The sequence below is a fragment of the Flavobacterium tructae genome (genome assembly GCF_002217475.1).
GTDB lineage: Bacteria > Bacteroidota > Bacteroidia > Flavobacteriales > Flavobacteriaceae > Flavobacterium > Flavobacterium tructae.
Genome location: NZ_MUHH01000017.1, coordinates 504,529 through 531,222 on the forward strand (window position 1 = coordinate 504,529; position 26,694 = coordinate 531,222).

General features: G+C 35.8%; 21 protein-coding genes and 2 riboswitches. Of the genes, 20 read left to right on the top strand and 1 reads right to left on the bottom strand.

Annotated features, from left to right (window positions below; genetic code table 11):
* Positions 1-290: 290 nt before the first annotated feature.
* The 10 genes from B0A80_RS07175 (at position 291) to B0A80_RS07220 (ending at position 13,714) form a co-directional block, all read left to right on the top strand.
* Positions 291-3,137: a TonB-dependent receptor plug domain-containing protein gene (locus B0A80_RS07175; RefSeq protein ID WP_089076850.1), complete on the top strand. Its 2,847-nt coding sequence runs from the start codon at positions 291-293 to the stop codon at positions 3,135-3,137.
* A gap of 417 nt (positions 3,138-3,554) precedes the next feature.
* Positions 3,555-3,743 (top strand): hypothetical protein, encoded by a 189-nt coding sequence (locus B0A80_RS07180; protein ID WP_089076851.1) that lies wholly within the window; start codon positions 3,555-3,557, stop codon positions 3,741-3,743.
* A gap of 70 nt (positions 3,744-3,813) precedes the next feature.
* Positions 3,814-5,118: an O-acetylhomoserine aminocarboxypropyltransferase/cysteine synthase family protein gene (locus B0A80_RS07185; protein WP_070905885.1), complete on the top strand. Its 1,305-nt coding sequence runs from the start codon at positions 3,814-3,816 to the stop codon at positions 5,116-5,118.
* Positions 5,119-5,296: 178 nt separating this feature from the next.
* Complete coding sequence (locus tag B0A80_RS07190; protein WP_089076852.1) at positions 5,297-6,385, top strand: homoserine dehydrogenase family protein; 1,089 nt, start codon at positions 5,297-5,299, stop codon at positions 6,383-6,385.
* 602 nt (positions 6,386-6,987) lie between these two features.
* Positions 6,988-7,188: a hypothetical protein gene (locus B0A80_RS07195; RefSeq protein ID WP_026110069.1), complete on the top strand. Its 201-nt coding sequence runs from the start codon at positions 6,988-6,990 to the stop codon at positions 7,186-7,188.
* Between the two features lie 188 nt (positions 7,189-7,376).
* A riboswitch (SAM riboswitch) is annotated at positions 7,377-7,485 on the top strand.
* A gap of 77 nt (positions 7,486-7,562) precedes the next feature.
* Entirely contained in the window at positions 7,563-8,546 is a 984-nt protein-coding gene (locus B0A80_RS07200) for an alpha/beta fold hydrolase (RefSeq protein ID WP_233430722.1), read from the top strand.
* A 1-nt stretch (position 8,547) separates the two neighbouring features.
* Positions 8,548-10,962, top strand: coding sequence for a bifunctional aspartate kinase/homoserine dehydrogenase I (gene thrA / locus B0A80_RS07205; RefSeq protein WP_089076854.1), 2,415 nt, complete (start codon positions 8,548-8,550; stop codon positions 10,960-10,962).
* Positions 10,963-11,153: 191 nt separating this feature from the next.
* The gene (locus tag B0A80_RS07210; protein ID WP_017497290.1) at positions 11,154-11,582 is read left to right on the top strand and encodes an OsmC family protein; all 429 of its coding nucleotides are present in this window, start codon (positions 11,154-11,156) and stop codon (positions 11,580-11,582) included.
* Between the two features lie 289 nt (positions 11,583-11,871).
* A complete protein-coding gene (locus B0A80_RS07215; protein WP_070906559.1) occupies positions 11,872-13,044 on the top strand; it encodes a trans-sulfuration enzyme family protein in 1,173 nt (390 codons plus the stop codon).
* Between the two features lie 259 nt (positions 13,045-13,303).
* Positions 13,304-13,714: an RrF2 family transcriptional regulator gene (locus B0A80_RS07220; RefSeq protein WP_008466594.1), complete on the top strand. Its 411-nt coding sequence runs from the start codon at positions 13,304-13,306 to the stop codon at positions 13,712-13,714.
* 106 nt (positions 13,715-13,820) lie between these two features.
* On the opposite strand, the gene B0A80_RS07225 is transcribed toward B0A80_RS07220, so the two are convergent.
* A complete protein-coding gene (locus tag B0A80_RS07225) occupies positions 13,821-14,603 on the bottom strand; it encodes a sulfite exporter TauE/SafE family protein (protein WP_089076855.1) in 783 nt (260 codons plus the stop codon).
* 310 nt (positions 14,604-14,913) lie between these two features.
* Here B0A80_RS07225 and B0A80_RS07230 point away from each other — a divergent pair, with 310 nt between their 5' ends.
* From B0A80_RS07230 to B0A80_RS07275, 10 genes are all read left to right on the top strand, one after another.
* Positions 14,914-15,816 (top strand): sulfite exporter TauE/SafE family protein, encoded by a 903-nt coding sequence (locus B0A80_RS07230; protein ID WP_089076856.1) that lies wholly within the window; start codon positions 14,914-14,916, stop codon positions 15,814-15,816.
* A gap of 27 nt (positions 15,817-15,843) precedes the next feature.
* Positions 15,844-16,554 carry a phosphoadenylyl-sulfate reductase gene (locus tag B0A80_RS07235; RefSeq protein ID WP_089076857.1) on the top strand — a complete coding sequence of 237 codons (711 nt, stop codon included), beginning with the start codon at positions 15,844-15,846 and terminating at the stop codon, positions 16,552-16,554.
* A 177-nt stretch (positions 16,555-16,731) separates the two neighbouring features.
* Positions 16,732-17,649, top strand: a complete 918-nt coding sequence (gene cysD / locus B0A80_RS07240) for a sulfate adenylyltransferase subunit CysD (protein ID WP_202700681.1) — start codon at positions 16,732-16,734, stop codon at positions 17,647-17,649.
* 134 nt (positions 17,650-17,783) lie between these two features.
* A complete protein-coding gene (locus B0A80_RS07245) occupies positions 17,784-19,028 on the top strand; it encodes a sulfate adenylyltransferase subunit 1 (RefSeq protein ID WP_089076858.1) in 1,245 nt (414 codons plus the stop codon).
* A gap of 241 nt (positions 19,029-19,269) precedes the next feature.
* Positions 19,270-21,360, top strand: a complete 2,091-nt coding sequence (locus tag B0A80_RS07250; RefSeq protein ID WP_089076859.1) for a HEPN domain-containing protein — start codon at positions 19,270-19,272, stop codon at positions 21,358-21,360.
* On the top strand, positions 21,353-22,126 hold the full coding sequence (gene cobA / locus B0A80_RS07255) for a uroporphyrinogen-III C-methyltransferase (RefSeq protein WP_017497282.1): 774 nt from the start codon (positions 21,353-21,355) through the stop codon (positions 22,124-22,126). Before B0A80_RS07250 ends, cobA begins: the two co-directional genes overlap by 8 nt.
* A 130-nt stretch (positions 22,127-22,256) precedes the next feature.
* Positions 22,257-22,838, top strand: coding sequence for a precorrin-2 dehydrogenase/sirohydrochlorin ferrochelatase family protein (locus B0A80_RS07260; RefSeq protein ID WP_089076860.1), 582 nt, complete (start codon positions 22,257-22,259; stop codon positions 22,836-22,838).
* Positions 22,839-23,026: 188 nt separating this feature from the next.
* Entirely contained in the window at positions 23,027-24,079 is a 1,053-nt protein-coding gene (locus B0A80_RS07265; RefSeq protein ID WP_017497280.1) for an NAD(P)/FAD-dependent oxidoreductase, read from the top strand.
* A gap of 787 nt (positions 24,080-24,866) precedes the next feature.
* Positions 24,867-24,981, top strand: a riboswitch (SAM riboswitch).
* Positions 24,982-25,222: 241 nt separating this feature from the next.
* On the top strand, positions 25,223-26,227 hold the full coding sequence (locus B0A80_RS07270; RefSeq protein WP_089076861.1) for a homocysteine S-methyltransferase family protein: 1,005 nt from the start codon (positions 25,223-25,225) through the stop codon (positions 26,225-26,227).
* A gap of 35 nt (positions 26,228-26,262) precedes the next feature.
* Entirely contained in the window at positions 26,263-26,685 is a 423-nt protein-coding gene (locus B0A80_RS07275; protein WP_124020564.1) for a hypothetical protein, read from the top strand.
* Positions 26,686-26,694: the final 9 nt, after the last annotated feature.

Here is a 26,694-nt window from a genome sequence, read left to right on the forward strand (position 1 = left end):
ACATATCATACTATTTTGATAGGGTAATAGAAATTATTTTGGTTTTTGTTTGGCTGATTAAAAAATAGTTCGCAAATTTGCCCCATCAAAATAAAACAAAAAATGAAATTAACGATTTGCAATATGTCATGTATGATGCCGGAGCCTTCCGCAGAGACACTGTTGTAGTTTTTTTTAAGAAATATACATATAGAACCTCTGCCGCTCGCAGGGGTTTTTTTGTTCCAAAAAGAAACCGGATTGTAAATCACTTTTTAAGTCAGAAAACAATATAAAACCAGAAAAAAGTAATGAAAAAGAATGTAGTAGTAGCTTTAAGTCTTTTGACCTTTTCGGGCATTTATGCGCAGGAGAATAAAAAAGAACAGGACAGTTTAAAAAATAATGAATTGACCGAAGTGACCATTGTAGGGTCGCGCAGCAAAAACAGAGTAAAAACAGATGTACCGGTTCCGGTTGATGTTTTTAATATTTCGGAAATAACAAAAGGAGCACCCCAAACCAGCGTAACCCAAATTTTAAATTATGTGGCACCTTCTTTTACGAGTAACGCAACTTCTACAGCAGATGCGACAGACCACGTTGATCCGGCACAGTTAAGAGGTTTAGGGCCGGATCAGGTTTTGATTTTGGTAAATGGAAAACGAAGACATACAAGTTCATTAGTCAACATTAATGGATCGCCGGGAAGAGGATCTGTAGGAACAGATTTAAATGCCATACCTTCATTTGCCATTGAAAGAATCGAGGTTTTACGTGACGGTGCAGCGGCTCAGTACGGTTCGGATGCGATTGCGGGAGTTATTAATATCGTATTGAAAAAAAATGCCAACTATCTTTCAGGAGGCATACAGTATGGTACCAACTTATCTTCGGGATCGAATAATTTTAAAGGAGGAGCCGATGGTCAAAATCTGCAAGTTGATTTAAATTACGGAACTTCTTTGGGTAAAGCAGGGAGTTTCCTTAATGTTACCGGTAGCGCTGTGACCAGACAGGCAACAAGCCGTGCGGGAATTAGAAGCAACGCAATTTTTAATGCCTACAATGCTGTCGAGAACAGAGCAGCTCAGAACGGTGTGAACATTAATTCATTTTTCAGTAATATTAATAATACCCCAAATTCAGCGCAAATTTTGAATTCGCTGAAACAGTATGCACCACAGGTGGGTTATTTTACACCGGCACAGCAAAATGCTATTGCTTCGGCAGGTACTATTGCACAAATGCAGACTGCTTTGAATTTTGATGTAACCAATAATGAATTGGCGTACAGAGGTCAGGAAAGAAGCGACTATAATATGAGTGTAGGTCAGTCGGAATTAGCATCTGGACAATTATATTACAATACAAAGTATCCGTTAACAGAAACAACATCTCTATATTCATTTGGAGGTTTGTCTTATAGAAATGGTAGATCGTATGCTTTTAACAGGCTTCCAAACGGTTCAGGAACTTTTACACAGGTATATCAAAATGGATTTTTACCGGAAATAGAATCTTCAATCTTAGATGCTTCTGCAGCAGTTGGAGCTACAACAGAATTATTCGGTTTTGACACCGATATCAGTACAAACCTCGGAACAAACTCTTTTAAATATGATGTGAACAATACTATTAATGCTACTTTGGGAACCAATTCGGCTTCGAGTTTTTATGCCGGTAAAGTTTCGTTTTTGCAAAGTACAACCAACTTGGATTTAAGTAAAAAGTACGATGTTTTAAACGGCCTGAATGTTGCCTTTGGTGGAGAATTCAGATATGAAAATTATCAGATTCAACAGGGAGAAGAAGCTTCTTACGGATTGTATGATACCAACGGAAATTTGGTTCCTGGAATTTTGCCAAGCAATTCGCCTTTAATCGTAACCGACTTTTTCGGGAATAAGCGTGGAGCCGGAGCACAAGGATTCTCGGGGTTTCAGCCTTCAGATGCTAAAGTTAAGGACAGAAAAAGTGGTGCGGCTTATGTAGATTTAGAATTAAATGCAACAGAAAACTGGCTTCTAAACGGAGCAGCGCGTTACGAGAACTATTCTGATTTTGGAAGTACCGTTACCTTTAAACTGGCGTCTCTTTTGAAATTAACAGACAATATCAACTGGAGGATTTCAGGACAAACAGGTTTTAGAGCTCCTTCCTTACAGCAAAAATATTTTGAAAGCAGTTCCACTCAGTTCATAAACGGTTCTCCTTATCAGGTGGGTTACTTTACAAACGATTCACAAGCAGCCAAAAGTATTGGGGTTGAAAACTTAAAAGCGGAGAAATCAAAAAGTATCAGTACCGGATTTACATTCAAGATTCCTGAAGCAAACATTACCATTGCAACAGATGCTTATTTTACCAGAATCGACGACAGAGTAGTATTAACCGGGCAGTATGCAAGACCAACAGATGCACAGATAAATGGAGCAACATCGCCGGAACAAAAAGATGCCTTAACTTTATTTCAACAGGCCTTTGATTTAAAAGGTGTGGAAAGAGCTTCGTTCTGGACCAACGGAATCAACTCTGAAACGAAAGGTATTGATGTTGTAATTTCACATAAATACAATGTTATTCCGGATTTCACGATCAGAAATGATTTTGCGTTGAGCTACAATACCACCAAAAGGGTAGGAGAATTAAATGTTCCTCAATCGATCATCAATGCGGGTGGAGAGCCTTTTAAATATTCATTCTTTCCGGAGTCAAGCCGAATTTATTTAGAAGAAGCCATTCCAAAATTGAAAGCAAATTTGACGACTACGTTTAGTATCAAAAAACTGGACATTTATTTAAGAAACAGTTATTTCGGAGCAGTGACAGATCCGGGAGCAACAGATGTAAATTTAGACGGATCATCTTCTGTTTACGAACATCCTGAATACAGCGCTAAATTGGTTACCGATTTGTCTTTTGGATATCAGATTAACGAGAAATTCAGATTCACAGTTGGTTTCAATAATATAGGAGATGTTTATCCGGACCGAAATAATCCAGCAACACCTGCTTTTACCAATACAACGCCAACCTTGTCGCCTGCACCAAGTACAGATTTAAGCAACGCCAATCAGTTTGCTTATTCCAGAGCAGTATCACAATTTGGATTAAACGGAAGATTTGGTTTCGCCAGATTGAGTTTTAAGTTCTAAGACCATAATATTAGCCACAGATTATAAGGATTAAACGGATTTACGTTGATCTGATAATCATATTAATCCCTTAATCTGTGGCTGTTTTTTATTTTTTTCATAACTATAATGCCTGCATTTACAGGGAGTAATAAAAATTTTACATTAAATATTGATATTTAATTTGGTAGTTAGGAAAATACTTATTACATTTACTCTATAGAATTAGTAGAATTAAAAAAGACATTAATTTTAAATAAAATAAAAATGAAAACAATAGCAAATAGTATGATGATGTGTTGTGAGATGATGCAAATGTGCATCCCAAATTGCTGTTACCAAAAGTGAAAGAGTAAATCTTTGTTATAGTTAGAACTATAAGCCCTTTTGGTCGCCATCCGAAAGGGCTTTTTTAATTCCGAAACTAAAACAAGTATCATGAAAACACTACATATTATAGTAAGAGAGATTTTATACAGATTGAAAACCGATTATAAACGATTTGCAGCTGCAGTTAAAAATAGAAAAGTGAATACAGCTAAAATAAAAGGAGAGCTTTATTCGAGTGAATCAAATTCTCTGCTTTTCCAAATGTACCTGCATGAAGAAGAAGATCTTTTTATTTGAGATATAAAAACGACTGTAATAATTAAAGAATAAACCAAAAGCTATAAACAATACCTAAAACTAAGAAATCATGAGCACACAAAAATTTGCCACAAACGCACTACACGCAGGACACGATGTTACTAAAAATGCAGGAACCAGAGCAGTTCCAATTTACCAGACATCATCGTATGTTTTTAACAATTCAGATCATGCAGCCAATTTATTTGGTCTTGCTGAAGCCGGATTCATTTACACCCGATTAAATAACCCTACAAATGATGTTTTGGAACAACGTCTTGCGGCGCTTGAAGGTGGAATTGGGGCAGTAGTTACAGCCTCAGGAGCCTCTGCAATTTCCACATCTTTATTGACTTTGCTAAAAGCAGGAGATCATATTGTGGCTTCAAATAGTTTGTACGGAGGAACGTATAATTTATTGAGTGTAACTTTACCGCGGTTAGGGATCACAACTACCTTTGTAGATCCTTCAAAACCCGAAAATTTCACTAAAGCTGCCAAAGAAAACACACGGGCATTTTTTGTTGAATCTTTAGGAAACCCAAAATTAGATGTGCTCGATCTGAAAGCGATTTCAGCAGAAGCTAAAAAATTTAAGGTTCCTTTTATTGTAGACAATACAGTAGCTACTCCGTATTTATTAAATCCGATTGCTTACGGAGCAGACATTGTCATTCACTCCCTTACCAAATATATTTCAGGAAACGGAACCTCATTAGGAGGAGCCATTATCGACGCCGGAACTTTTGACTGGGCCAATGGTAAATTTCCTGAGTTCACAGAACCTTCACCGGGATATCATGGCTTAGTGTATCACGAAGCTTTAGGAAATGCCGCTTTCATTGCTAAAGCCAGAATCGAAGGATTACGTGATTTTGGAGCAGCTTTGAGTCCGTTTAATGCTTTCCAGATCATTCAGGGATTAGAGACTTTACCAATCCGAATTCAAAAACACAGCGAAAATGCTTTGGCTTTGGCTTCCTGGCTAGAAAAACAGGAAGAAGTAGCCTGGGTGAATTATCCGGGCTTAAAAAACAATAAATATTATGACCTGTCACAGCAGTACTTGCCAAAAGGGCAAAGTGGTGTCGTTACCTTTGGATTAAAAGGAGGTTTTGAAGCAGCCAAAAAAGTGGTAGATGAAACCAAACTTTTCTCGCTTCTGGCCAACATTGGCGATACCAAGTCATTAATCATTCATCCTGCAAGTACAACGCATCAGCAATTGTCTGATGCCGAACAATTAGAAACGGGAGTTTCAAAAGATCTGGTTCGACTTTCCGTTGGACTGGAAGATATAGAAGATTTAATTGCTGACTTGCAAACTGTTTTTGCAAGCGTGACCGAGTCACAATACAGCATTAATAAAAACTAGGTTTTTTTGTTTTTTGTTTGAAAAATTGCCTTTAGCAGCGTGAGTTCTGCTAGAGGTGATTTTTTATAAAAAGCAAATCAGTATAAAAGTTTTAAACCTTATAGGTGTTGAGGTTTAATGTAGAGTGCTACAGTGTACTTAAAATAGTTATAAGGTTTAAAAATTAAAAAGTAAAATTATGTCAAAGCTTAAAATAAATATCATCCTTTTTGGAATTGGAAATATAGGGAGTACTTTGATCAATCAAATTATTGAAAGTCAGGAGTTTTTTCTCAAAAGTAAGAATATCGATTTTCACTTTCCAATTATCACCAATTCAACTGTAGCTTTTTTCGAGAAAGAAGGCGTAGGATATGCTTGGGAAACCAATTTTCTGGAATTGGCCGTTCCTTTTAAGGTTCAGGATATTATTGAATTTGCCAAAGAAAATGAATTTGAAAATTTAATCGCTGTAGATGCCACTGCGAGCGATGAATTAATACATCACTACAACACATTGATCGAAAATGGGTTTAATATTGTAGCGGTAAATAAAAAAGCCAATACATTGCCGATTGATTTGTACAAAGAGATCAGGTCAAACCTTAAAAAGTACGACAAAGAGTTTTTGTATGAAACCTCAGTAGATACCGGATTCCCGGTTTTACAAACTTTGAGAGACTTGTATTATTCAGGCGAAAAAATCACAAAGATTCGTGGTGTTTTTTCAGATAATCTGAGTTATGTTTTTAATCGCTTTGCTGCCGAAGATACAACCTTCTCTTCTTTATTAAAAGATGCAAGTTTACTCGGTTTAATGCGTTCTACCTTTAAAGAGGATTTATCCGGAAATGATACAGCCCGAAAATTACTGATTCTCACGAGAGAAATTGGAAAAGATTTTGAGCTGTCAGATATAAAAATTAACTCCCTTATTAATGAAGAGCATCTGGAGCAAAACGGCATTCTGAATAAAGAAGCAATCGATCGATCGTTTAAGATTGCTAAAATTAGTCAGGCAGATGATCATGTACTGCGATACGTGGGAGAATTTGATGTTGTAAAAAATACATTAGAAGTCAAACTGGTTTCAGAACCTATTACTTCAGCAATAGGTCAGTTGAAAGGCTCAGATACCATTTTCGAAATTTATACACAATCGTATGCAGCTGTTCCAATTGTGATTCAAAGTGCTTCGGCCTGTAAGCAAGCCATTTCAAGGGGTGTAATTACAGATATTTTAAAAGTAGCCGAAAAGATCAAAAATAAAGAAGCAGTCTGGTTGTAAGTGGTTTCGAAATACTAGTAAGTTGTTCTTTGATATAATGAAACAGGAAAGTTTTTAAGTTATTTTTCGTAGGATTTATCTTTTAAATATTGATATGTTAATTTTGTAAGATGTTTTTTAACCTAAAAAGGTCGCTTTTTAACGTTTTTTGGGATTAATTTATTGAGTCTCACTTGCGTAATTGATAAAATATTCGCAAATTTGTAAGACTTCAAAGCTAAAGAAGAAATAATTTAGTATTCTGAATGAAAGTTACATCGATTGAGGCAAAAGTTTTGTACTCTGTTGATTTAAAAAAGAGTAAATTAGAAATATTTCTAAAGTTTAAAGAAGTTTATTAAAATAGAAAAAATGCAAGAATTTTTTAAAATAGCAATTAAGTCCCAGATGAATAAGTCCCTACAGATGAACAAGATGTTTAACGTCGCACGTATTTGTGTATGCGTCTGTTGATACTAAAAGTATATATAAGTTGTAAAAAACTTGAACCCTTTTGGTATTAAAAATCCAAAAGGGTTTTTTTATTCCATTTGGTTACGATAACAAAGAAATAAACATAAAATAAAGATAATAACACGCAAACTAACATAAACTTAAATGTCATGAGCACAATAAACTACCTAACAAAGACTTTTTCAACATTGAAAAACATTAGAGCTAAAAGAAACAATGCACCGCCAACAAATGAATTGACCGATTCAAGATTCGGGGTGACTGAAACAAATAAAAAAGCGGAGAAAAAAAATCCGGATTCATTATTGTTTTTGATGTATTCAAAAGAAAATGAAACGCTTTTTATTTAAATCTAAAAGCATCATAAAATAGAGGGAAACCTGCTTAATTTTACTGGGCAAATTGTTCGGTAATTTTTTGCGTACACTAGTTTTTGTTTGAATTATGTTTAAGAAATTGAGGAATCAGTTTCGATAAAATTTGTTTGTTTGAGAAATTAGTAGTTAATTTGCACCTTTAAGTTCAAAAACGTATTGAAATGTTATAAAGAAAGGACGAGGGATTAGACCCGATGAATCCTTAGCAACCCTTCGTTAAATCGAAGAAGGTGCTGCATTCTACCACGCCCAAACGTGGAAAGATAACAACAAGAAATTTTCTGGTTTCACTCTAGACTTTCTTTCTAATATTTCCACATACAAATCAAAATTAAAAAGATTTGAAATTGGAAAATATACCAAATCCCATTATAATTCAGGAATTCATCACCGAAAGTGGTGTGTCCTACTCATCATTACCCTTAAGTTTTACACTTTCCGGTTTACCATTGTATAGTGCGCCTATTGTTCTCGTTAATCATGCTTTGACAGGGAATGCAGAGGTCACCGGAGCAAACGGCTGGTGGAATGACCTTATTGGGGAAGAAAAAACAATCGATACCCATAAATTTACCGTACTGGCTTTTAATGTGCCGGGAAACGGAAATGATTCCTTTATCATCGAAAATTACCAGGATTTCACTACCAGAGATATTGCCCGTATTTTTATTAAAGGTCTGGAGCTTTTAAATATTCACCAACTACATACCATTATCGGAGGTTCTGTTGGTGGTGGCATCGCCTGGGAAATTCTTGCATTAGAACCCCATATTACTCAAAATCTAATTCCCATTGCAACAGATTGGAAGTCGACCGACTGGATGATCGCCAATTGTTATTTACAAGAGCAAATTTTGAACAATTCTTCAAAACCTATAGAAGATGCCAGAATTCATGCTATGTTGTGTTACAGGTCTCCGGAATCCTTCAAAGAGAAATTTCAACGTACCATCAATACCAACCGTCCTGTTTTTAATATCGAAAGCTGGTTGGCACATCATGGTGAAAAACTACAGAAAAGATACCAATTGGCTTCTTACAAACTCATGAACCAATTGCTAAAAACCATAGACATCACCAGAAACAGAGAGAATTTCGAGACTTTGTTATCTAAAACAGACGCTGCGATTCATATTATCGGAATCAATTCGGACTTGTTTTTTATACCCAAAGAAAATCGGGAGACTTTTCAGGAATTAAAAAAGTTCAAAGACAATGTTTCTTACAGTGAAATAGATTCGGTTCACGGACATGATGCTTTTTTAATCGAGTACAAACAATTAGATCATTTACTTGCCGATATTTTTAAGGCAGAAACAATAGAAAAATAAAATGAAAATATTAAAATTTGGCGGTAAATCGTTATCAAACGGAGAAGGACTTAATAAAGTAGTTTCAATTATTACGGATAAAGTACAGCAGAATGAAAAAATAGCTGTTGTGGTTTCGGCCCGCGGAAATGCAACAGACGAGTTAGAATACATTTTAAAAATTGCTGCGAAAAACGGTAATTATAAACCGTTATTTGAGAATTTTAAAGCGTATCAGATCTCAGATTATCCTCAGGTCGATTTATCTGAAGAATTTAATGTGCTCGAGAAACTTTTTGAAGGAGTAAGCCTGATTGGTGATTACAGCAATAAAATTAAAGATCAGATTTTATCAAAAGGAGAATTACTTTCGGCTAAATTGCTGACAGCTATTCTAATCGGAAAAGGAGTTCCGGCAAATTTTGTCGATTCAAGAGAATTGTTGAAAACCGATTCTAAATTTGGTGATGCACAGCCTTTGGAACAGCTTTCTAAGAAAAATGTAATCAATTATTTTAAAGAACACAACGGTTCAACGGTTAACATCGTAACTGGTTTTATTGGATCTAACAATAACAACGATACAACCACTTTAGGAAGAAACGGAAGTAACTATACCGCGTCGCTAATTGCAAACTACCTGAATGCAGAAGAATTGCAGAATTTTACACATGTTGACGGAATTTACACCGCAAATCCTGATTTGGTTGCCGATGCTAAAAAGATAGAATTCCTGTCGTTTAATGAGGCGAATGAATTAGCCAATTTTGGCGCTACAATTTTACATGCGAAAACAATCATTCCGTTACTGGAAAAAAATATCCCGCTTCGTATTTTAAATACCTTTAATCATGAAAATCGCGGGACTTTAATTACCTCTGATTCAGCTAAAGAAGGAATTAAAACACTTTCTGTTTTAGAAAATGTGTCTCTGGTGAATCTGGAGGGCCGTGGATTACTTGGGAAAGCAGGTGTAGATGCCCGAATTTTTAAAGTAATGGGCGATCACAACATCAGTGTGAGTATTATTTCGCAAGGTTCTTCAGAGCGAGGCATTGGTCTCGTGGTGGCAACCGACAAGGCTACATTGGCAATGGTTGAACTGGAAAAAGAATTCGAAAATGACTTCTATTCTAAAGATGTAAATCAAATTACGGTAACCGATAATGTTTCGGTAATTTCGATTATCGGTCAGGATTTGAGTACTTTTCATAAACCCTATACGGCATTAATTAAAAATAAAATTGTTCCGATTTTGTTCAATAACACCGTTACGGGTAAAAATGTGAGTTTGGTTGTTAAAAAATCTGAACTACATAAAGCCTTAAACGTAATTCACGGAGAGATTTTTGGAGTTTCCAAAAAAATCAATATTGCCATTATTGGTCATGGATTAGTGGGAGGAACTTTAATCAATCAGATTTTAGAATCGACTGACGCTATCGAGAAAAGAAAAGATGTGAGACTGAATGTTTTTGCAATTGCCAATTCCAAAAAAGTACTTTTAGATAAAAACGGAGTAAGTTCGAACTGGAAAACAGATATTGAAAAGGAAGGACTTGCCTATACTATTCAGGATATTATTGCTTATGCGAATCAACATCATTTAGAAAACCTGATTGCGATTGATAATACAGCCAGTGCAAAATTTGTTGAGAATTATATTCCGCTGGTGGAGAGCAGTTTCGATTTGATCTCTTCTAACAAAGTAGCCAATACACTAAGTTATGGTTTTTATAAAGAATTGAGAAAATCTTTAGCCGAAAATCAGAAGAATTATTTGTACGAAACCAATGTTGGTGCCGGATTGCCATTAATTGATACTATTAAATTATTACACCTTTCAGGAGAAAACATCACCAAAATAAAAGGAGTATTCTCCGGAACACTAAGTTATTTATTCAATAATTTTTCGGCAAAAGACGTTCCGTTTAGTGAGATTTTGCAGGAAGCGATTGATAACGGATACACAGAACCGGACCCTCGTGAGGATTTATGCGGAAATGATGTGGGAAGAAAATTATTGATTCTGGCAAGAGAATTAGACTTGCAGAATGAATTTGAAGAAATCTCGATTCAGAATTTAATTCCGGAGCATTTGCGTGAAGGAAACGTTGGTGATTTCTTAACGAAATTGAAAGAATTCGATCCGATTTATGAAAAAATAAAAGCCGATCAAAAGCCAAATCATGTATTGAGATACATTGGTGAATTGTCGGGAGATTTGCAAAGCGACAAAGGAATTTTGGAAGTAAAATTAGTTTCAGTGCCTTCTGATACTGCCTTAGGCGGATTAAAAGGATCTGATTCTTTCTTTGAAATTTATACAGAGTCTTACGGAGACCGTCCAATCGTAATCCAGGGAGCAGGTGCAGGCTCTGCTGTAACAGCGAGAGGAGTATTTGGTGATATTTTGAGATTGTCAGATAAAGGGTAAGGAGGTTTTAGATTTAAGAGTTTAGATTACAGATTTTAGATTTCTGATTTGTCATTTCGATGTAAGGAGAAATCACACAAGGAATTCCGCAACGAAGAATTCTAATCTTTGTCGACAATCTAATGTGATTTCTCTTTACATCGAAATGACAAGATTGCAAAGAATAAAAAATAAAAAAAAATAACAACACAATGAAAGTAACTTTGAACAGAGTAAATGACGCGTTTCATTTTAAACTTAAAAACGAACGTGGTCATGTAGTGGATGTTGACAGCAGAGCCGAATTTGGCGGAAGTGATTTAGGTCCAAGTCCAATGGAATTAGTATTGATGGGGGTTGCGGGATGCAGTGCCATTGATATGATTTCGATCTTAAAAAAACAACGTCAGGAAATCACTTCCTTTAACGCTGAGGTAGAAGGAGAGCGTGTGCAGGTAGGTGAAGCAAAACCTTTTAAGGAAATCAATGTGGTTTTTTATTTAGAAGGAGATATTAACCCTGAAAAAGCACAACGTGCAGCCCAGCTTTCTTTTGAGAAATATTGCTCCGTTTCCAAAACAATTGAGCCTACAGCTACCATAAAATATAAAGTGGTTCTGAACAACGAAGAATTAAAGTAATTGGATAATTAATCAGTTTGATAATTAGATAATTTTTGGACCATTTTTATACAATGAAAATTCACATTAAACTTCTGGCGAAAAGCTGTGTTTGGCTTTGTGAATCTTTGTGAAATTTTATAAAAAAAGCGAATTAGTGCTAATTAGTGCAATTCGTGTTTTAGCCAATTTGAGAATTAGATAATTTTCAAAATGAAGATTAATTAATAACGTTATACCGTTTAAATTTTAAGTTTTTGTTTTAAACAATGCTGAAAACTTGAAACTTGAAACAAGAAAAACAAAAAAAATGAACACAGAAGAATTTGGTTTTGAAACACAAGCCATTAGGACACAATTAGAAAGAAGTCAGTATCTAGAGCATTCAGTGCCATTATACTTATCATCAAGTTTTGTATTTGAAGATGCCGAAGACATGAGAGCTTCTTTTACAGAAGAAAAAGAAAGAAACATTTACAGCCGTTTCAGCAATCCGAATACCACAGAGTTTGTGGACAAAATTTGTAAAATGGAAGGGGCAGAGGCAGGCTATGCTTTTGCCACCGGAATGGCAGCGGTATATTCTACTTTTGCGGCCTTATTAAATTCAGGAGATCATATCGTGTCTGCGAGCAGTGTTTTTGGCTCGACACATGCTTTGTTTATGACGTATTTTCCAAAATGGAATATCGAAACTTCTTATTTTGATATTAGCAAGCCGGAAACCATTGAAGGATTCATTAAACCGAATACAAAAATTTTATACGCAGAGTCGCCTACAAATCCGGGTGTTGATGTGATCGATTTACAATTGTTAGGTGATCTTGCTAAAAAACACAACCTGATTTTAATTATCGATAACTGTTTTGCCACGCCTTACCTTCAACAACCTATAAAGTTTGGAGCACATTTGGTAGTACATTCAGCGACCAAATTAATTGACGGTCAGGGAAGGGTTTTAGGCGGAGTTACGGTTGGAAGCGAAGATTTAATCAGACAGATTTACTTGTTCTCCAGAAATACAGGACCGGCTTTGTCTCCGTTTAATGCATGGGTTTTGTCAAAAAGTTTAGAGACATTGGCCGTTCGCGTTGAAAAACACTGCGAAAATGCTTTAAAAGTAGCAGAGTTTTTAGAGGCACATCCAAATGTGAATAGTGTAAAATATCCGTTTTTGAAGTCACATCCACAATATGAAATTGCCAAAAAGCAAATGAAATTGGGTGGAAATATTATCGCTTTTGAAATTAAAGGCGGAATTGAAGCAGGAAGGAAATTTTTAGATAAAATAAAACTTTGCTCGTTATCTGCAAATATTGGCGATACGAGATCGATTGTGACGCATCCTGCTTCAACAACACACAGTAAGCTGTCTGAAGAAGATCAATTGGCAGTCGGAATTACACAAGGTCTTGTACGTGTTTCTGTTGGTTTAGAAACCGTAGAAGATGTAATTGCTGATTTGAAACAGGCGCTTTCTTAAAATAATTTTAGATTTCTGATTTTAGATTTAACTCAGAAGTTGATTTAAAATAAATAACGATTTTTGACTCATAATGAATGCAGTTGAAAATCGTTTTTTATTAGGTTTTATTTAAACTATATCAATTTGGTAGAATTTAAAATTTTGTTCTATTACTATTCTCGTTTAAAAAGTTTATTTTTGTGGCAGAAAAACAAGACGATTGTTGTTTTGGGTTAAAAGTCTAAAATGAGCAATCAGTAATTAAAATATATACAACGTGCTTTCAAAGAAAACTAAATACGGAATCAAAGCTTTAACTTATCTGGCCAGACGTGAAAACAATGAGCCGGTACAAATTGCTGAAATTGCGAAAAGTGAACATATTTCGATTAAATTTTTAGAAAGTATTTTGCTGCTGCTTAGGAATTCAGGATTTCTGGGAGCTAAAAAAGGAAAGGGCGGAGGTTATTATCTGATAAAGGATCCTAAAGATATCAGTATGGCTAAAGTCTATCGAATTTTGGAAGGGCCAATCGCATTGCTACCTTGTGCCAGTCATAATTTTTACGAAAGATGTGATGATTGTGATGATGAATCTACCTGTGCTGCACGCCGATTAATGACTGAAGTGAGAGATAATACACTTAAAATACTGGAGAGTAACTCGTTAGCAGATATTGCATTTTAATCAGATCTCCATTCCGGGATTTCCTATAAAAAAGACCATTTCAATATTTTAATGAAATGGTCTTTTCTTTTTAGATTCAGATTATATTTTAAAGAGCAGGAATATGTTAGAAAATCAATTTATATCCTGCCATAAAAAGCATTACAGCAATCGCATTTCTAAGGAATTGATCCGGAACTTTTCCGCTCAGCATACTTCCCATATAAATTCCCGGAAGCGAGCCCATCAATAATTGTCCTAATAAGACAAGATCTAAATTTCCCATTGAAGCGTGTCCGATTCCGGCAACTAATGTCAAGGGAACGGCATGTGCAATTTCAGTCCCGACTAAACGAGGGGTTGGCAGTAGCGGGTAAAGAAAAAATAAAGTGACAGTCCCTAAAGCTCCCGCACCAATTGAAGTTAGAGTTACAGTAGCGCCTAATAGAATACCTATAGCAATAGTTAGTGTGTTTTGAGTGGTGCTTTCGCTGTGAAATTTATCTCCGGCATGTTTTTGAGAGAATTCTAAAAGTTTCTTTTTAAAGATAATAGCAACTGAAGTAAATAACAATGCCCAGCCTAAACTGTATTTGATAACATGATTTATAGTTTCAATGTCGGTTTTGATACTGCTCAGAATCCATAAAGTAATCAAAGCGGCAGGAACACTTCCGAGAGTCAGCCAGCCCGTAATTTTCCAATTGATATTGCCTTTTTTGTTGTGAACGAACACCCCTCCGGCTTTAGTAAAAGCAGCATAAAGTAAATCTGTTCCAACCGCTGTTGTTGGTGGTATACCAAACCACAACAAAATGGGAGTCATCAAAGAACCGCCTCCAACACCTGTTAACCCCACTATAAAACCTACTGCTAAACCTGCAATTATAAGACCTATTTGGAAATCCATGGATAAATATTTGCCGTAAAAATAACAACATTTTTATAATTATCCTATGGATGTGGTAGACTTTAAAAGTGCTATTTAAAAAAGAATGAAATTTTCACTGTTATAGTCCTGTAGCACAGTTTAATATGTTTTTCTGAGCCGTTTAACGATTGATGGAAATTGTTATGGATTCCTTTTTGTTACTATTAAAATAAAGAGGATGTAAAAAAATCAAATATTGTTTTGATATTTAGAAATAAGTAGTAATTTTGCCATTCAATCTACTAACCCGATAGGGTAATAGATTTTAAAGCTAAAACAAATCACAGGAATGGAAAAGGAGCTTAAAATAAATACCGCAGCAATTAAGGCTGATGTCACAATTAAAGAAAGATTGTGGGTTTTGGTACCGGCAGTTTTACTGATAGGTTTGTTGGCGACTTTGATTTACAATCATCATGCGGAATTTTCATGGAATGCATTTGTTGACGGTTTTAATCAGGAATTTTTAGTATTTTTTGCTATTGGAGTTTTTGCACAATTGGTAGACGGAACTTTAGGAATGGGATATGGAGCAACTTCTACATCATTTTTATTAGCATACGGAGTTCCGCCGGTTATTAGCAGTACAGCGGTTCACGTTTCTGAAATGTTCACCACGGGAGCATCGGCACTTTCTCACCACCGATTTGGAAATATCAATAAAAAATTGGTCAAACATTTATTAATTCCAGGGGTTTTAGGTTCAATAATGGGAGCTTATTTACTATCGGATGTGATTAATGGAGATATTATAAAGCCTTTTATTGCAGTTTATATGATTGTTCTGGCGATTATAATTATTCGAAAAGCTTTAGTTAAAAAGATCATCAAAAAGAAAACTAAAAAATTAGGATTTCTGGCCATCTTTGGAGGTTTTATGGATTCTGTTGGAGGTGGAGGCTGGGGGCCGATTGTGACTTCAACCTTATTAGGAAGAGGAAGAAACCCGAGATACACTATAGGTTCTGTAAATGCAGCTGAGTTTGCAATTTCATTTGCAAGCGGTTTAACCTTCATGCTTTTTGGTGGAATCCACGGCTGGCAGGTTATTATAGGTTTGATTTTAGGAGGTGTAATTGCAGCACCATTAGGAGCTTATCTTTTAAATAAAATCAGAAGAAAGCCAATGATGATTGCAGTTGGAATTTTAATAATACTATTGAGTTTTAAAACATTATCTAAATTATTGTAATATTTTTTAGAAGGAAAGAAAGAGAATATGAGTGCGACTATTATACAATCATTATTAGATAAAACGAAAGATTTTTCACTGGATGAAACCTTAGCTTTCTTAGCAAATGAATACCCGGGGAAAGTAATTTTTTCGACATCTTTTGGACAGGAAGATCAGGTTATCACTGATTTCATAGCAAAAAGCAATCAGGATATAGCCATTTTTACACTAGATACCGGAAGGTTATTTCAGGAAACGTATGATGTTTTTCATAAAACATTAAAAAAATACAAAAAGCCAATTGAGGTTTATTTCCCGGAAGCAGCAGCCATAGAAAATTTACTTCAGTTAAAAGGGCCGAATAGTTTTTATGATTCGGTTGAGAACAGAAAAGAATGCTGTTTTATTCGAAAAGTAGTTCCATTGCGAAAAGCATTGGCAGGAAATTCGGTCTGGATTACGGGTTTAAGAGCAGAACAATCCGAGAATAGAAACGACTTACAATTGTTTGAATACGACGGAGGTTTCGAAATTATAAAGTTCAATCCCTTACTGAAATGGACATTAGAAGAGGTTGAAACTTATTTGTCTGAAAACAATGTTCCTCAAAATGCTTTGCACAAACAAGGTTTTGTAAGCATCGGATGCGCACCCTGTACGAGAGCAATTTTTCCGGGCGAAGACATCAGAGCCGGAAGATGGTGGTGGGAATCCAGTCATAAAGAATGTGGATTGCATAGTGCTAAGAAAGAGTAGGTAGAAGCTAGAGGCAAGAGAATAGATTAAAGAATAAAGAATAAAGATTTTTGAGTTCCGAAGGAACGACCCATATTGTAGCGTCGGATTTTAATCCGATGGAGAGTAAAGAAAGTAAAGAATAATAGTAGAAAGTTTTAGGAAACTCACAATAAACAACAACCTGAAACTTTAAACTTGAAACAAAAAAACAAAATGAGTTCAGTATTAAAAACAAACGCTTTAGAGAGCGAAGCAATATATATTTTCAGAGAAGTAATTTCACAGTTTGATAAACCGGTTTTACTTTTTTCTGGAGGAAAAGATTCGATAACATTAGTGCGTTTGGCACAAAAAGCATTCTTCCCTGCCAAAATCCCGTTTCCTCTTTTGCATGTTGATACCGGACATAATTTTCCGGAAACTATTGCTTTCAGAGACAAATTGGTAGAAGAGTTAGGGTTAGAATTAATCGTACGTAATGTTCAGGATGCTATCGACGAAGGAAAAGTGGTAGAAGAAACCGGTAAATATTCCAGTAGAAACAGTTTACAAACGACCACACTTTTAGATGCAATTGAAGAATTTAAGTTTGATGCCTGTATCGGAGGAGCACGTCGTGATGAGGAGAAGGCAAGAGCGAAAGAGCGTATTTTTTCAGTTCGTGACGATTTTGGTCAATGGGATGAAAAAAACCAACGTCCGGAATTATTTGACATTTTGAACGGAAAAATAGAGAATGGTCAAAACGTTCGTGTTTTCCCAATTTCAAACTGGACAGAATTAGATGTATGGAGTTATATCGAGAAAGAACATATCGAAATTCCATCTATTTACTTCTCACATAAAAGAAAAGTTTTTTTGAGAGACGGTTTGATCTGGTCACATTCTCCTTTTGTGTACCAGGAAGAAGACGAACAAATCGAAGAAAGAATTGTTCGTTTTAGAACCGTTGGAGATATGAGCTGTACAGCAGCTGTTGAATCTTATGCCGCAACCATCGAAGAAGTAGTCGGAGAAATCAGAAGCTCTACGATTTCTGAAAGAGGAGCCAGAATTGACGATAAACGTTCTGAAGCCGCAATGGAAAAGAGGAAACAACAAGGGTATTTTTAATTGATAATTGACAATTGATAATTAAAAAGTAGAATCAAGAAAACAAAAAAACATACAGCTTGAAACTTTAGTTCAAAGGAAATCAACTTGAAACCTGAAACTAAATTTTTAAACCTGAAACAAAATAAAATAGAATGGACGTTTTAAAAATAGCAACAGCAGGAAGTGTAGATGACGGGAAAAGTACTTTGATCGGAAGATTACTGTACGATACAAAATCATTGACGACAGATAAGATTGAAGCAATCGAGAAAAGCAGCAAGCAAAAAGGATACGATTATCTTGATTTTTCACTGGCAACTGACGGATTAGTGGCGGAAAGAGAACAAGGAATCACAATTGATGTGGCTCATATTTATTTCTCGACTGCAAAGAAAAGTTACATTATTGCCGATACTCCGGGTCACGTTGAATATACCAGAAACATGGTAACGGGAGCTTCGACTTCACAAGTATCGATCATCTTAATTGATGCGAGAAAAGGCGTAATCGAACAAACGTACCGTCACTTTTTTATCAATAATTTATTGAGAGTAAAAGAGGTGATTGTGGCGATCAATAAAATGGATTTAGTTGATTATTCAGAAGAAGTTTTCAATAAAATCAAAGCCGATTTCCAAGCTTTAAATGCCAAAAGTACTTTCAAAGAACAAAACGTAAGTTACATTCCGTTAAGTGCCATCAACGGAGGAAATGTTGTGGATAAATCAGAGAACATGAAGTGGTACGATGGACAAACGGTGTTGGAGCACTTAGAAGGATTGCATTCTTCAGATGTTTTTGAAGCAGGAAAAGCACGTTTTCCGGTTCAGACCGTAATTCGTCCAAAAACAGAAGAATACCATGATTTTAGAGGTTATGCCGGGAAATTATACGGAAACTCAATAAAAGTGGGAGATGCTGTAACAGTACTTCCTTCATTGACAGAATCAAAAGTTTCAAAAATTCACTTTTTCGACAAACAATTTGATGAAGCCGTTGCAGGTTCTTCGATCACCATCGAATTAGAAAATGATATCAATGTGACAAGAGGTGATATGATTGTAAAATCGTCAGAACTTCCAAAAATTGAAAAAGAAATACACACAACAGTATGCTGGATGGACAGTAAAAAACTGGTTCCGGGTACAAAATATATCGTTCAGCACAACACCAATTCGGTTTTGGCAAAAGTAGAAAGTATTAAAAATACAATTGCAACAGATTATTCAGGAACAATACCGGCATCACAGTTAGCAATTAACGAGATAGGAGAAGTAAGCATTAAATTAAGCAAGCCGTTATATTTTGATGCCTATAATGACAATAAATCAAACGGTGCATTCATCTTAATTGATACTGCAACGAATACAACAGCAGGAGTAGGATTCATCAGGTAAACCTGCTATAAGCAATAAGCAATAAGCTTTAGGCTGTAAGCTTTAAGCGAAAATGTATAACAAGGTATTTTAAAAAGCTTATGGCATATAGCCTAAAGCCTAAAGCTTAAAGCTAAAAAAAAGCCTAAAGCATAAAAAAAATCAGGTATTTAGGGAAGCTTAAAGCTTATTGCCTAAAGCCTAAAGCAAGAAAGTCAAAAAGCTTATAGCCTAAAGCTTAAAGCCTAAAGCGTAAATAAGAATGGAAAGTTTTAGAACAGAAATAGAAAATCCGGTAGTTCAGAAAGAGATTATCGAGTTAGAAAAAAAGATTCATTTGTTCCGTGGAGGAAAAATTGATGATGAGCGTTTTCGTAGTCTTCGTTTAGCACGTGGAATCTATGGACAACGCCAGGAAGGTGTTCAAATGATTCGTATTAAACTGCCTTATGGTAAAGTAACCAGCGAACAATTGATCCGTATTACAAAAGTTTCTGATGAATATTCTACGGGGCGTTTGCACATTACAACACGTCAGGACATTCAGATTCACTATGTAAGTCTGGACAGAACTCCAGAACTTTGGGCAAATTTGGCCAAAGACGATGTTACTTTGCGTGAAGCATGTGGTAACACTGTTCGAAACATTACAGGAAGCGAATTGGCAGGTGTGGATGTAAACGAACCATTTGACGTTTCGCCTTATGCACATGCCCTATTTCAATATCTTTTAAGAAATCCTATCTGTCAGGAAATGGGACGTAAATTCAAAATTTCGTTCTCGTCCTCTGATGAAGATACCGCTTTGAGTTATTTGCATGACTTAGGATTTATTCCAAAAATTGTAAATGGTGAGCGTGGTTTCAAAATTATGTTTGGGGGAGGTTTAGGTTCTCAACCTGCTCATGCCGAATTACTTTCCGAATTCGTTCCGGCAAATCAGATCATTCCAACAGCAGAAGGAATCGTTCGTATTTTTGATAGATACGGTGAACGTGCTAAGAGAATGAAAGCTCGTATGAAATTCCTGATCAAAGAAATGGGAAGAGATGTTTTCCTTGATTTGGTTGAAAAAGAGAAAAAAGCAATCGCTTTTGAAACGTACGAAATTGATACCACAGCTTTTGACGGACCAATTCCGGAACCGTTATTAGAAGTGCCACAAGTAACAATTGAAGATCAGGCAGCATACGAAGCCTGGAAAAAATCAAATGTAATTGCTCAAAAGCAGGAAGGTTATTATGCTATTGGAATCAAAGTTTTATTGGGAGATTTTTACACCGATAAAGCCCGATTATTAGCCGATTTAATTAAAAATTACGCCGCAAATGAACTTCGTTTTTCATTGCGTCAGAATATTGTAATACGTCATGTGAAAGAAGCGAATTTACCTTTCTTCTATCAGGAATTGGCTAAACTGAACTTTGTTCACTTAGGATATAATTCAACGGCAGATATTACAGCTTGTCCGGGTACAGATACTTGCAATTTGGGGATTGCAAGTAGTACCGGAATTGCAGAAGAATTAGAGAAAGTATTAAGTGCCGAATATCCTCAATATTTGAACAACCGCGAAATTGAAATCAAAATCAGTGGTTGTATGAATGCTTGCGGACAGCACAATATGTCGGCAATTGGATTTCAGGGAATGTCAATCAATTCCGGAAAATTGGTAGCTCCGGCTTTACAGGTTCTGTTAGGCGGAGGAAGATTAGGAAACGGAGCAGGTCGTTTTGCCGATAAAGTAATTAAAGTACCTAGCCGTAGAGGACCGGATGCGTTGCGTACGATCTTAAATGATTTTGATGCCAATGGAAGCGGACAAAAGTTTCTGGATTATTATGATTCAAAAGGAGAGAAGTATTTCTATGAAATCTTAAAGCCTTACGCTGATGTAACCAATTTAACCGAAGCTGATTTTGTAGACTGGGGTAATGCAGACAATTACGTAAAAGCAGTAGGAGTTGGAGAATGTGCCGGAGTGGTAATTGATTTGGTGGCGACGTTATTGTTAGAAGCCAAAGACAAATTAACATTCGCACAGGAATCTTTCGACGAAAATAAATGGTCGGATGCTATTTACCATGCTTACGCCGGATTTGTAAATGGTGCAAAAGCTTTATTGCTTTCTGAAAATGAAAAAACAAACAATCATGCAGGAATCGTTGATTTGTTTGATACCGTTTTCATTGCAACCGGTAAAATTGAACTGGCAACATCATTCAGAGAATTAGTGTATCAAATCAATGCAATACAACCTTCAGAAGCATTTGCAAAACAATACATTCAGGAAGGAATTGCATTTTTTGATACGATCGAAAAATATAGAGCTCAACAATTAGAAAATGCTTAATATCAAACCAAAAGTAACTTTAGTTGGTGCGGGTCCCGGTGATCCGGATTTGCTTACGCTGAAAGCTGTAAAAGCACTTGCTGGAGCGAATGTGGTTTTGTACGATGCATTGGCCAATGAAGAGATATTAGCACACGCTCCTAAAAATGCGATTCGGATTTTTGTTGGAAAAAAAATAGGCAATCATGCTTATACGCAGGATCAGATCAATCAATTGATTGTGGATAATGCTTTGACCTACGGAAATGTAGTCCGTTTAAAAGGTGGTGATCCCTTTATTTTTGGACGTGGAAGTGAAGAAATTGAATTCATCGAAAGTTTTGGAATCGAGACGTTCGTGGTTCCCGGAATATCTTCGGTAGTGGCAGTTCCGGCAAGCCAAGGCATATCAATTACCAAAAGAGGTGTCTCCGAAAGTTTTTGGGCCATTACAGGTACAACTTCTGATAGGAAATTATCTTCAGACGTTGCTTTGGCTGCACAGTCATCTGCAACAGTTGTAATTTTGATGGGGATGCACAAGCTGCCGCAGATTATTGATTTGTTTCAAAAAGAAAACAAAGGAAATTTGCCCGTTGCGATCATTCAAAATGGAACAATGCCCGATGAAAAAGTAGGTGTAGGAACCGTAAATTCGATTCTGGAAATTGTAAAAGAAAAGAAACTGAGTTCGCCGGCAATTATTGTGCTTGGAGAAGTTGTTCGCGAAAGCAATAAACTAAAAGGATTTTACGAAGAATTTCTGTCCAAAGAAATGGTGAGATAAAGTGCAGTAAAAATGATTCTTTAGATAATCTTGATTTTCAGTCCGTAAAATGTCTTGGGTATAAAATTGGGTTTTTAACCTGATGAAAGCAAAAAATCATCTAATTTTGATTGGATGAAATTGAATTAAAATGGAACAAAACGAATTATATCCAGTATTCCTGAAGCTTCACAATCTAAAAGTTCTTATTGTTGGCGGAGGAAATGTAGGATTGGAAAAGCTCTCTTTTTTATTAAAGTCGAGCCCTAATGCAAATGTTGAGGTGGTAGCGCCAAATTTTCATTTAGAAATAAAGGTTTTGGCCGAGAAACATCCTTCGATTACATTGACAAAATCGAAGTTCAAAAAGAAAATGCTCAAAAAACGCCACATAGTAATTGCCTGTACCGATGATTTAAAAGTCAATAAAAAGGTATACGAATTATCCCGAAAGCGCTACTTGATTTGCAATATTGCAGACACACCGGATTTATGTGATTATTATTTAGGTGGAATTGTAACCAAAGGCAATGTGAAAATTGCCATTTCTACCAACGGAAAATCACCAACAACAGCCAAAAGACTTCGTGAGTTTTTTGAAGAGGTAATTCCGGAGGATATAAATAAAATGGTAGAAAACCTTAATGAATATCGAAAGACATTGAAAGGTAATTTTGAAGAGAAAGTGAAAAGAATGAACGAAATCACAGCTTCATTGAAAAATAAGGAATAGTAATAGTTCCGTAAGAACGGTTCCTATTGTAGCGTCGGGTTTTAACCCGATGGATGAACGAAATAACCGCTTCATTGAAAAATAAAGAGTAAAAAATTCCGCAAGGAAATCAATGACAAAAATCATTGAAATTAGAATAAATTATTCGTTCCTTTGCATTATTAAGAATGATTATAAACAACAACATAATGATTAAAACAGATATACTTATAATTGGAGCAGGCCCAACAGGATTATTTGCCGTTTTCGAGGCAGGATTATTAAAATTAAAATGTCATATTTTAGATGCTTTACCACAAGCGGGAGGACAACTTTCGGAATTGTATCCAAAAAAACCTATTTATGATATTCCTGGATTCCCTGAAGTATTGGCAGGAGATTTAATCGACGGCCTGATGGAGCAAATCAAACAATTTGAGCCTGGTTTTACGTTAGGAGAGCGTGCAGAAACAATCGAGAAACAAGAAGACGGAAGTTTTATTGTAACTTCAAATAAGGGGACTAAATTTCACGCACCGGTTATCGCTATTGCAGGAGGTTTAGGAAGTTTTGAGCCGCGTAAACCACTTATTGAAGATATCGAGTTTTATGAGGATAAAGGAGTTAAATATTTCATTAAAAATCCGGAGAAATTCAGAAACAAAAAGGTTGTAATCGCCGGAGGAGGAGATTCAGCCTTAGACTGGAGTATCTTTTTAGCGAATGTAGCTTCAGAAGTTACTTTAATTCACCGTAGAAATGAATTTAGAGGAGCTTTAGATTCTGTAGAAAAAGTACAGGAATTGAAGACAGCCGGAAAAATTAAATTAATCACACCGGCAGAAGTGATCGGAATCAATGGTGCTGAGCACGTTGAATCATTAGATATCGAAGAAAACGGAGCACACCGTAAAATCGAAACAGACTATTTTATTCCGCTTTTCGGATTAACACCTAAATTAGGACCAATCGGAGACTGGGGATTAGAAATCGAGAAAAATGCCATTAAAGTAAATAATGCATTAGATTACCAAACTAATATTCCGGGAATCTTCGCTATTGGAGACGTAAACACTTACCCAGGAAAATTAAAATTGATTCTTTGTGGATTCCACGAAGCTACTTTAATGTGCCAGGCAGCTTATCAAATCATCAATCCGGGTAAAAAATACGTTTTAAAATATACTACTGTTTCAGGTGTAGATGGTTTCGACGGAACTCGTAAAGAAGCTCCAAAAGCAGTTGTTAAGGCGATAGTTTAATTCTAAGGGGCTGAGGTACTGAGGTGCTAAGGTTCTAAGATTTTTATATAGAGAAAGCTCAAACTTTTAGTTTGGGCTTTTTTTGTTAAATCCCGTAGAGATGCCATATATTTTGAGGTGCTGAGGTTCTAAGGTTCTAAGGCGCTAAGATTTTTATATAGAGAAAGCTCAAACTTTCAGTTTGGGCTTTTTTTGTTAAATCCCGTAGAGATGCCATATGTTTTGAGGTGCTGAGGTACTGAGGTTCTAAGGCGCTAAGATTTTTATATAGAAAGTCCAAACTTTTAGCTTGAGCTTTTTAAATCCCGAAGGGATGGTATATTTATAGATAATAGATTTATCGAATTGATGGTGTTTGAAAAAAAAGCCCAGAGAGGCGATACATAGATAGAGGAAAGAAAGATAATGCCGCTCCGTTGGAGCTTTCATGTGTATGGTGATTGTTTTGTTATAAATATTATGCTCCTCTGGAGCTAAACTATTTTAAACTTTTTGTTAAATCCCGTAGGGATGACATATTTATAGAATTGATGGTGTTTGTAAAAAAAGCCCCAGCGGGGCGGCATATAATTAAAAACCAGAATGGCAATGTTGTTCCGTTGGAGCTTAAAGACATTTGGTAAAATAGTAGAAAAGCACAAAGTAATTTCAAACTTAGCATCTCAGCTTCTTAGCCTCTTAAAAAAGAAACTTAGAACCTCAGAACCTTAGCATCTCAGAAACTTTAAAAAACACTTGCAATTGTTGAGACTATGTCTTTACTTTGCACTGTTCTTAAAATTATTGAAAGTTATCACGAAAGGCGGAGGGAAAGACCCAATGAAACCTTAGCAACCCTTTATCATAAAGAAGGTGCTACATTCTACTTAATACAACATCTTTGTATTCAAGATAGATAACACAAATACATTACACGTATTTCTCAAACTTTTCCTGACAACCTTACAATATTATTTTACTGAATTCAGTATCATGAGCGAATCATTAACGCATTTTTTTGTGCTTAATCTTTCTCGCTTTTTGTTACAAACTTTTTAGATCTGACAGCTTTTTTTAAACTGTTGGATTTAAAGTGAAAATAGAATTAATAAAAAACTTAGCACCATAGAACCTCAGTGTCTTAGTGGCTAAAAGAATAAAGATATGTCAATAACAATTCAGGAAGCAATAAAAAAAAATATCCTAATCCTTGATGGAGCAATGGGAACGATGTTGCAGCGCTATAATTTCTCGGAAGAAGACTTTAGAGGAGAGCGTTTCAAAGATTTTCCGCATCCGTTAAAAGGAAACAACGATTTACTATCCATAACACAACCACAAGCAATCCGCGATGTTCACGCTGCTTATTTTGAAGCTGGTGCAGACATCGTAGAAACCAATACTTTTTCAGGAACTACGATCGGGATGGCCGACTATTTCCTGGAAGATTTGGTTTATGAACTGAACTATGAATCGGCGAAAATTGCCCGTGAAGTAGCAGATGAATTCACCGCTAAAAATCCGGATAAACCACGTTTCGTAGCGGGTTCTATCGGACCAACAAACCGTACGGCAAGTATGTCACCGGACGTAAACGACCCGGGGTACAGAGCTGTAACGTTTGATGATTTGCGAATTGCCTACAAACAACAAGCTGAAGCCTTAATGGATGGTGGATGTGATTTATTATTAGTAGAAACGATTTTCGACACCTTAAATGCAAAAGCAGCACTTTTTGCCATCGAAGAAGTAAAAGAAGAGCGCAATCTGGATATCCCAATCATGGTTTCAGGAACTATTACAGACGCTTCAGGAAGAACACTTTCAGGACAGACGGTTGAAGCATTCCTGATTTCAGTATCACATATTCCGTTATTGAGTGTAGGATTCAATTGTGCTTTAGGAGCCGATTTGCTAAAACCATACCTGAAAACATTATCACAACATACGCAGTTTAATGTTTCGGCACATCCAAATGCAGGTTTGCCAAACGCTTTCGGACAATACGATGAAACTCCGGAACAGACTCAAGCCTTAATTAAAGAATACTTAGACGATAACTTAATCAATATTATTGGAGGCTGTTGCGGAACTACTCCGGATCATATTCGATTAATTGCTGAGGTGGCTAAGGATTATAAACCGAGAGTGGCACCGGTTTTTGTGTAGAAAGTTGTCTTAAAAAAAACAAAGATATTACGTTGGTGAACACAACTGATCAGTGGAAAAATATTTTATTTCTTGCAATTATTGGTTTACTAATGTACTTAGTGTATCAAAACGAACAGCAGGATGATTATGGAAAATCTTTTAAAGGAGAAACAATAGGGTTATTAACCAGGTTAAAAAGTAATGATGAACACGGATATACTTTGCAATATTACTTTTATACCGACAAAAAAAACCGAGCGGTAGTTTTTGTTAAATCGTATGACAGAAAAGATTTTAATAAATTCTTTAAAGTGAAATATGATATTGATAAGCCTGAGGAAAACTATATAGATTTAAAAGAAGAATTACTGCCTGATTCGATTACACTAGTCAAAGCGGGTTTTACCAAAATAAAATATTACATATATGATGCAGGTGTAACCTGCAAATACATAGAAAAATCAAAATGGAAGTAAATATTCCGT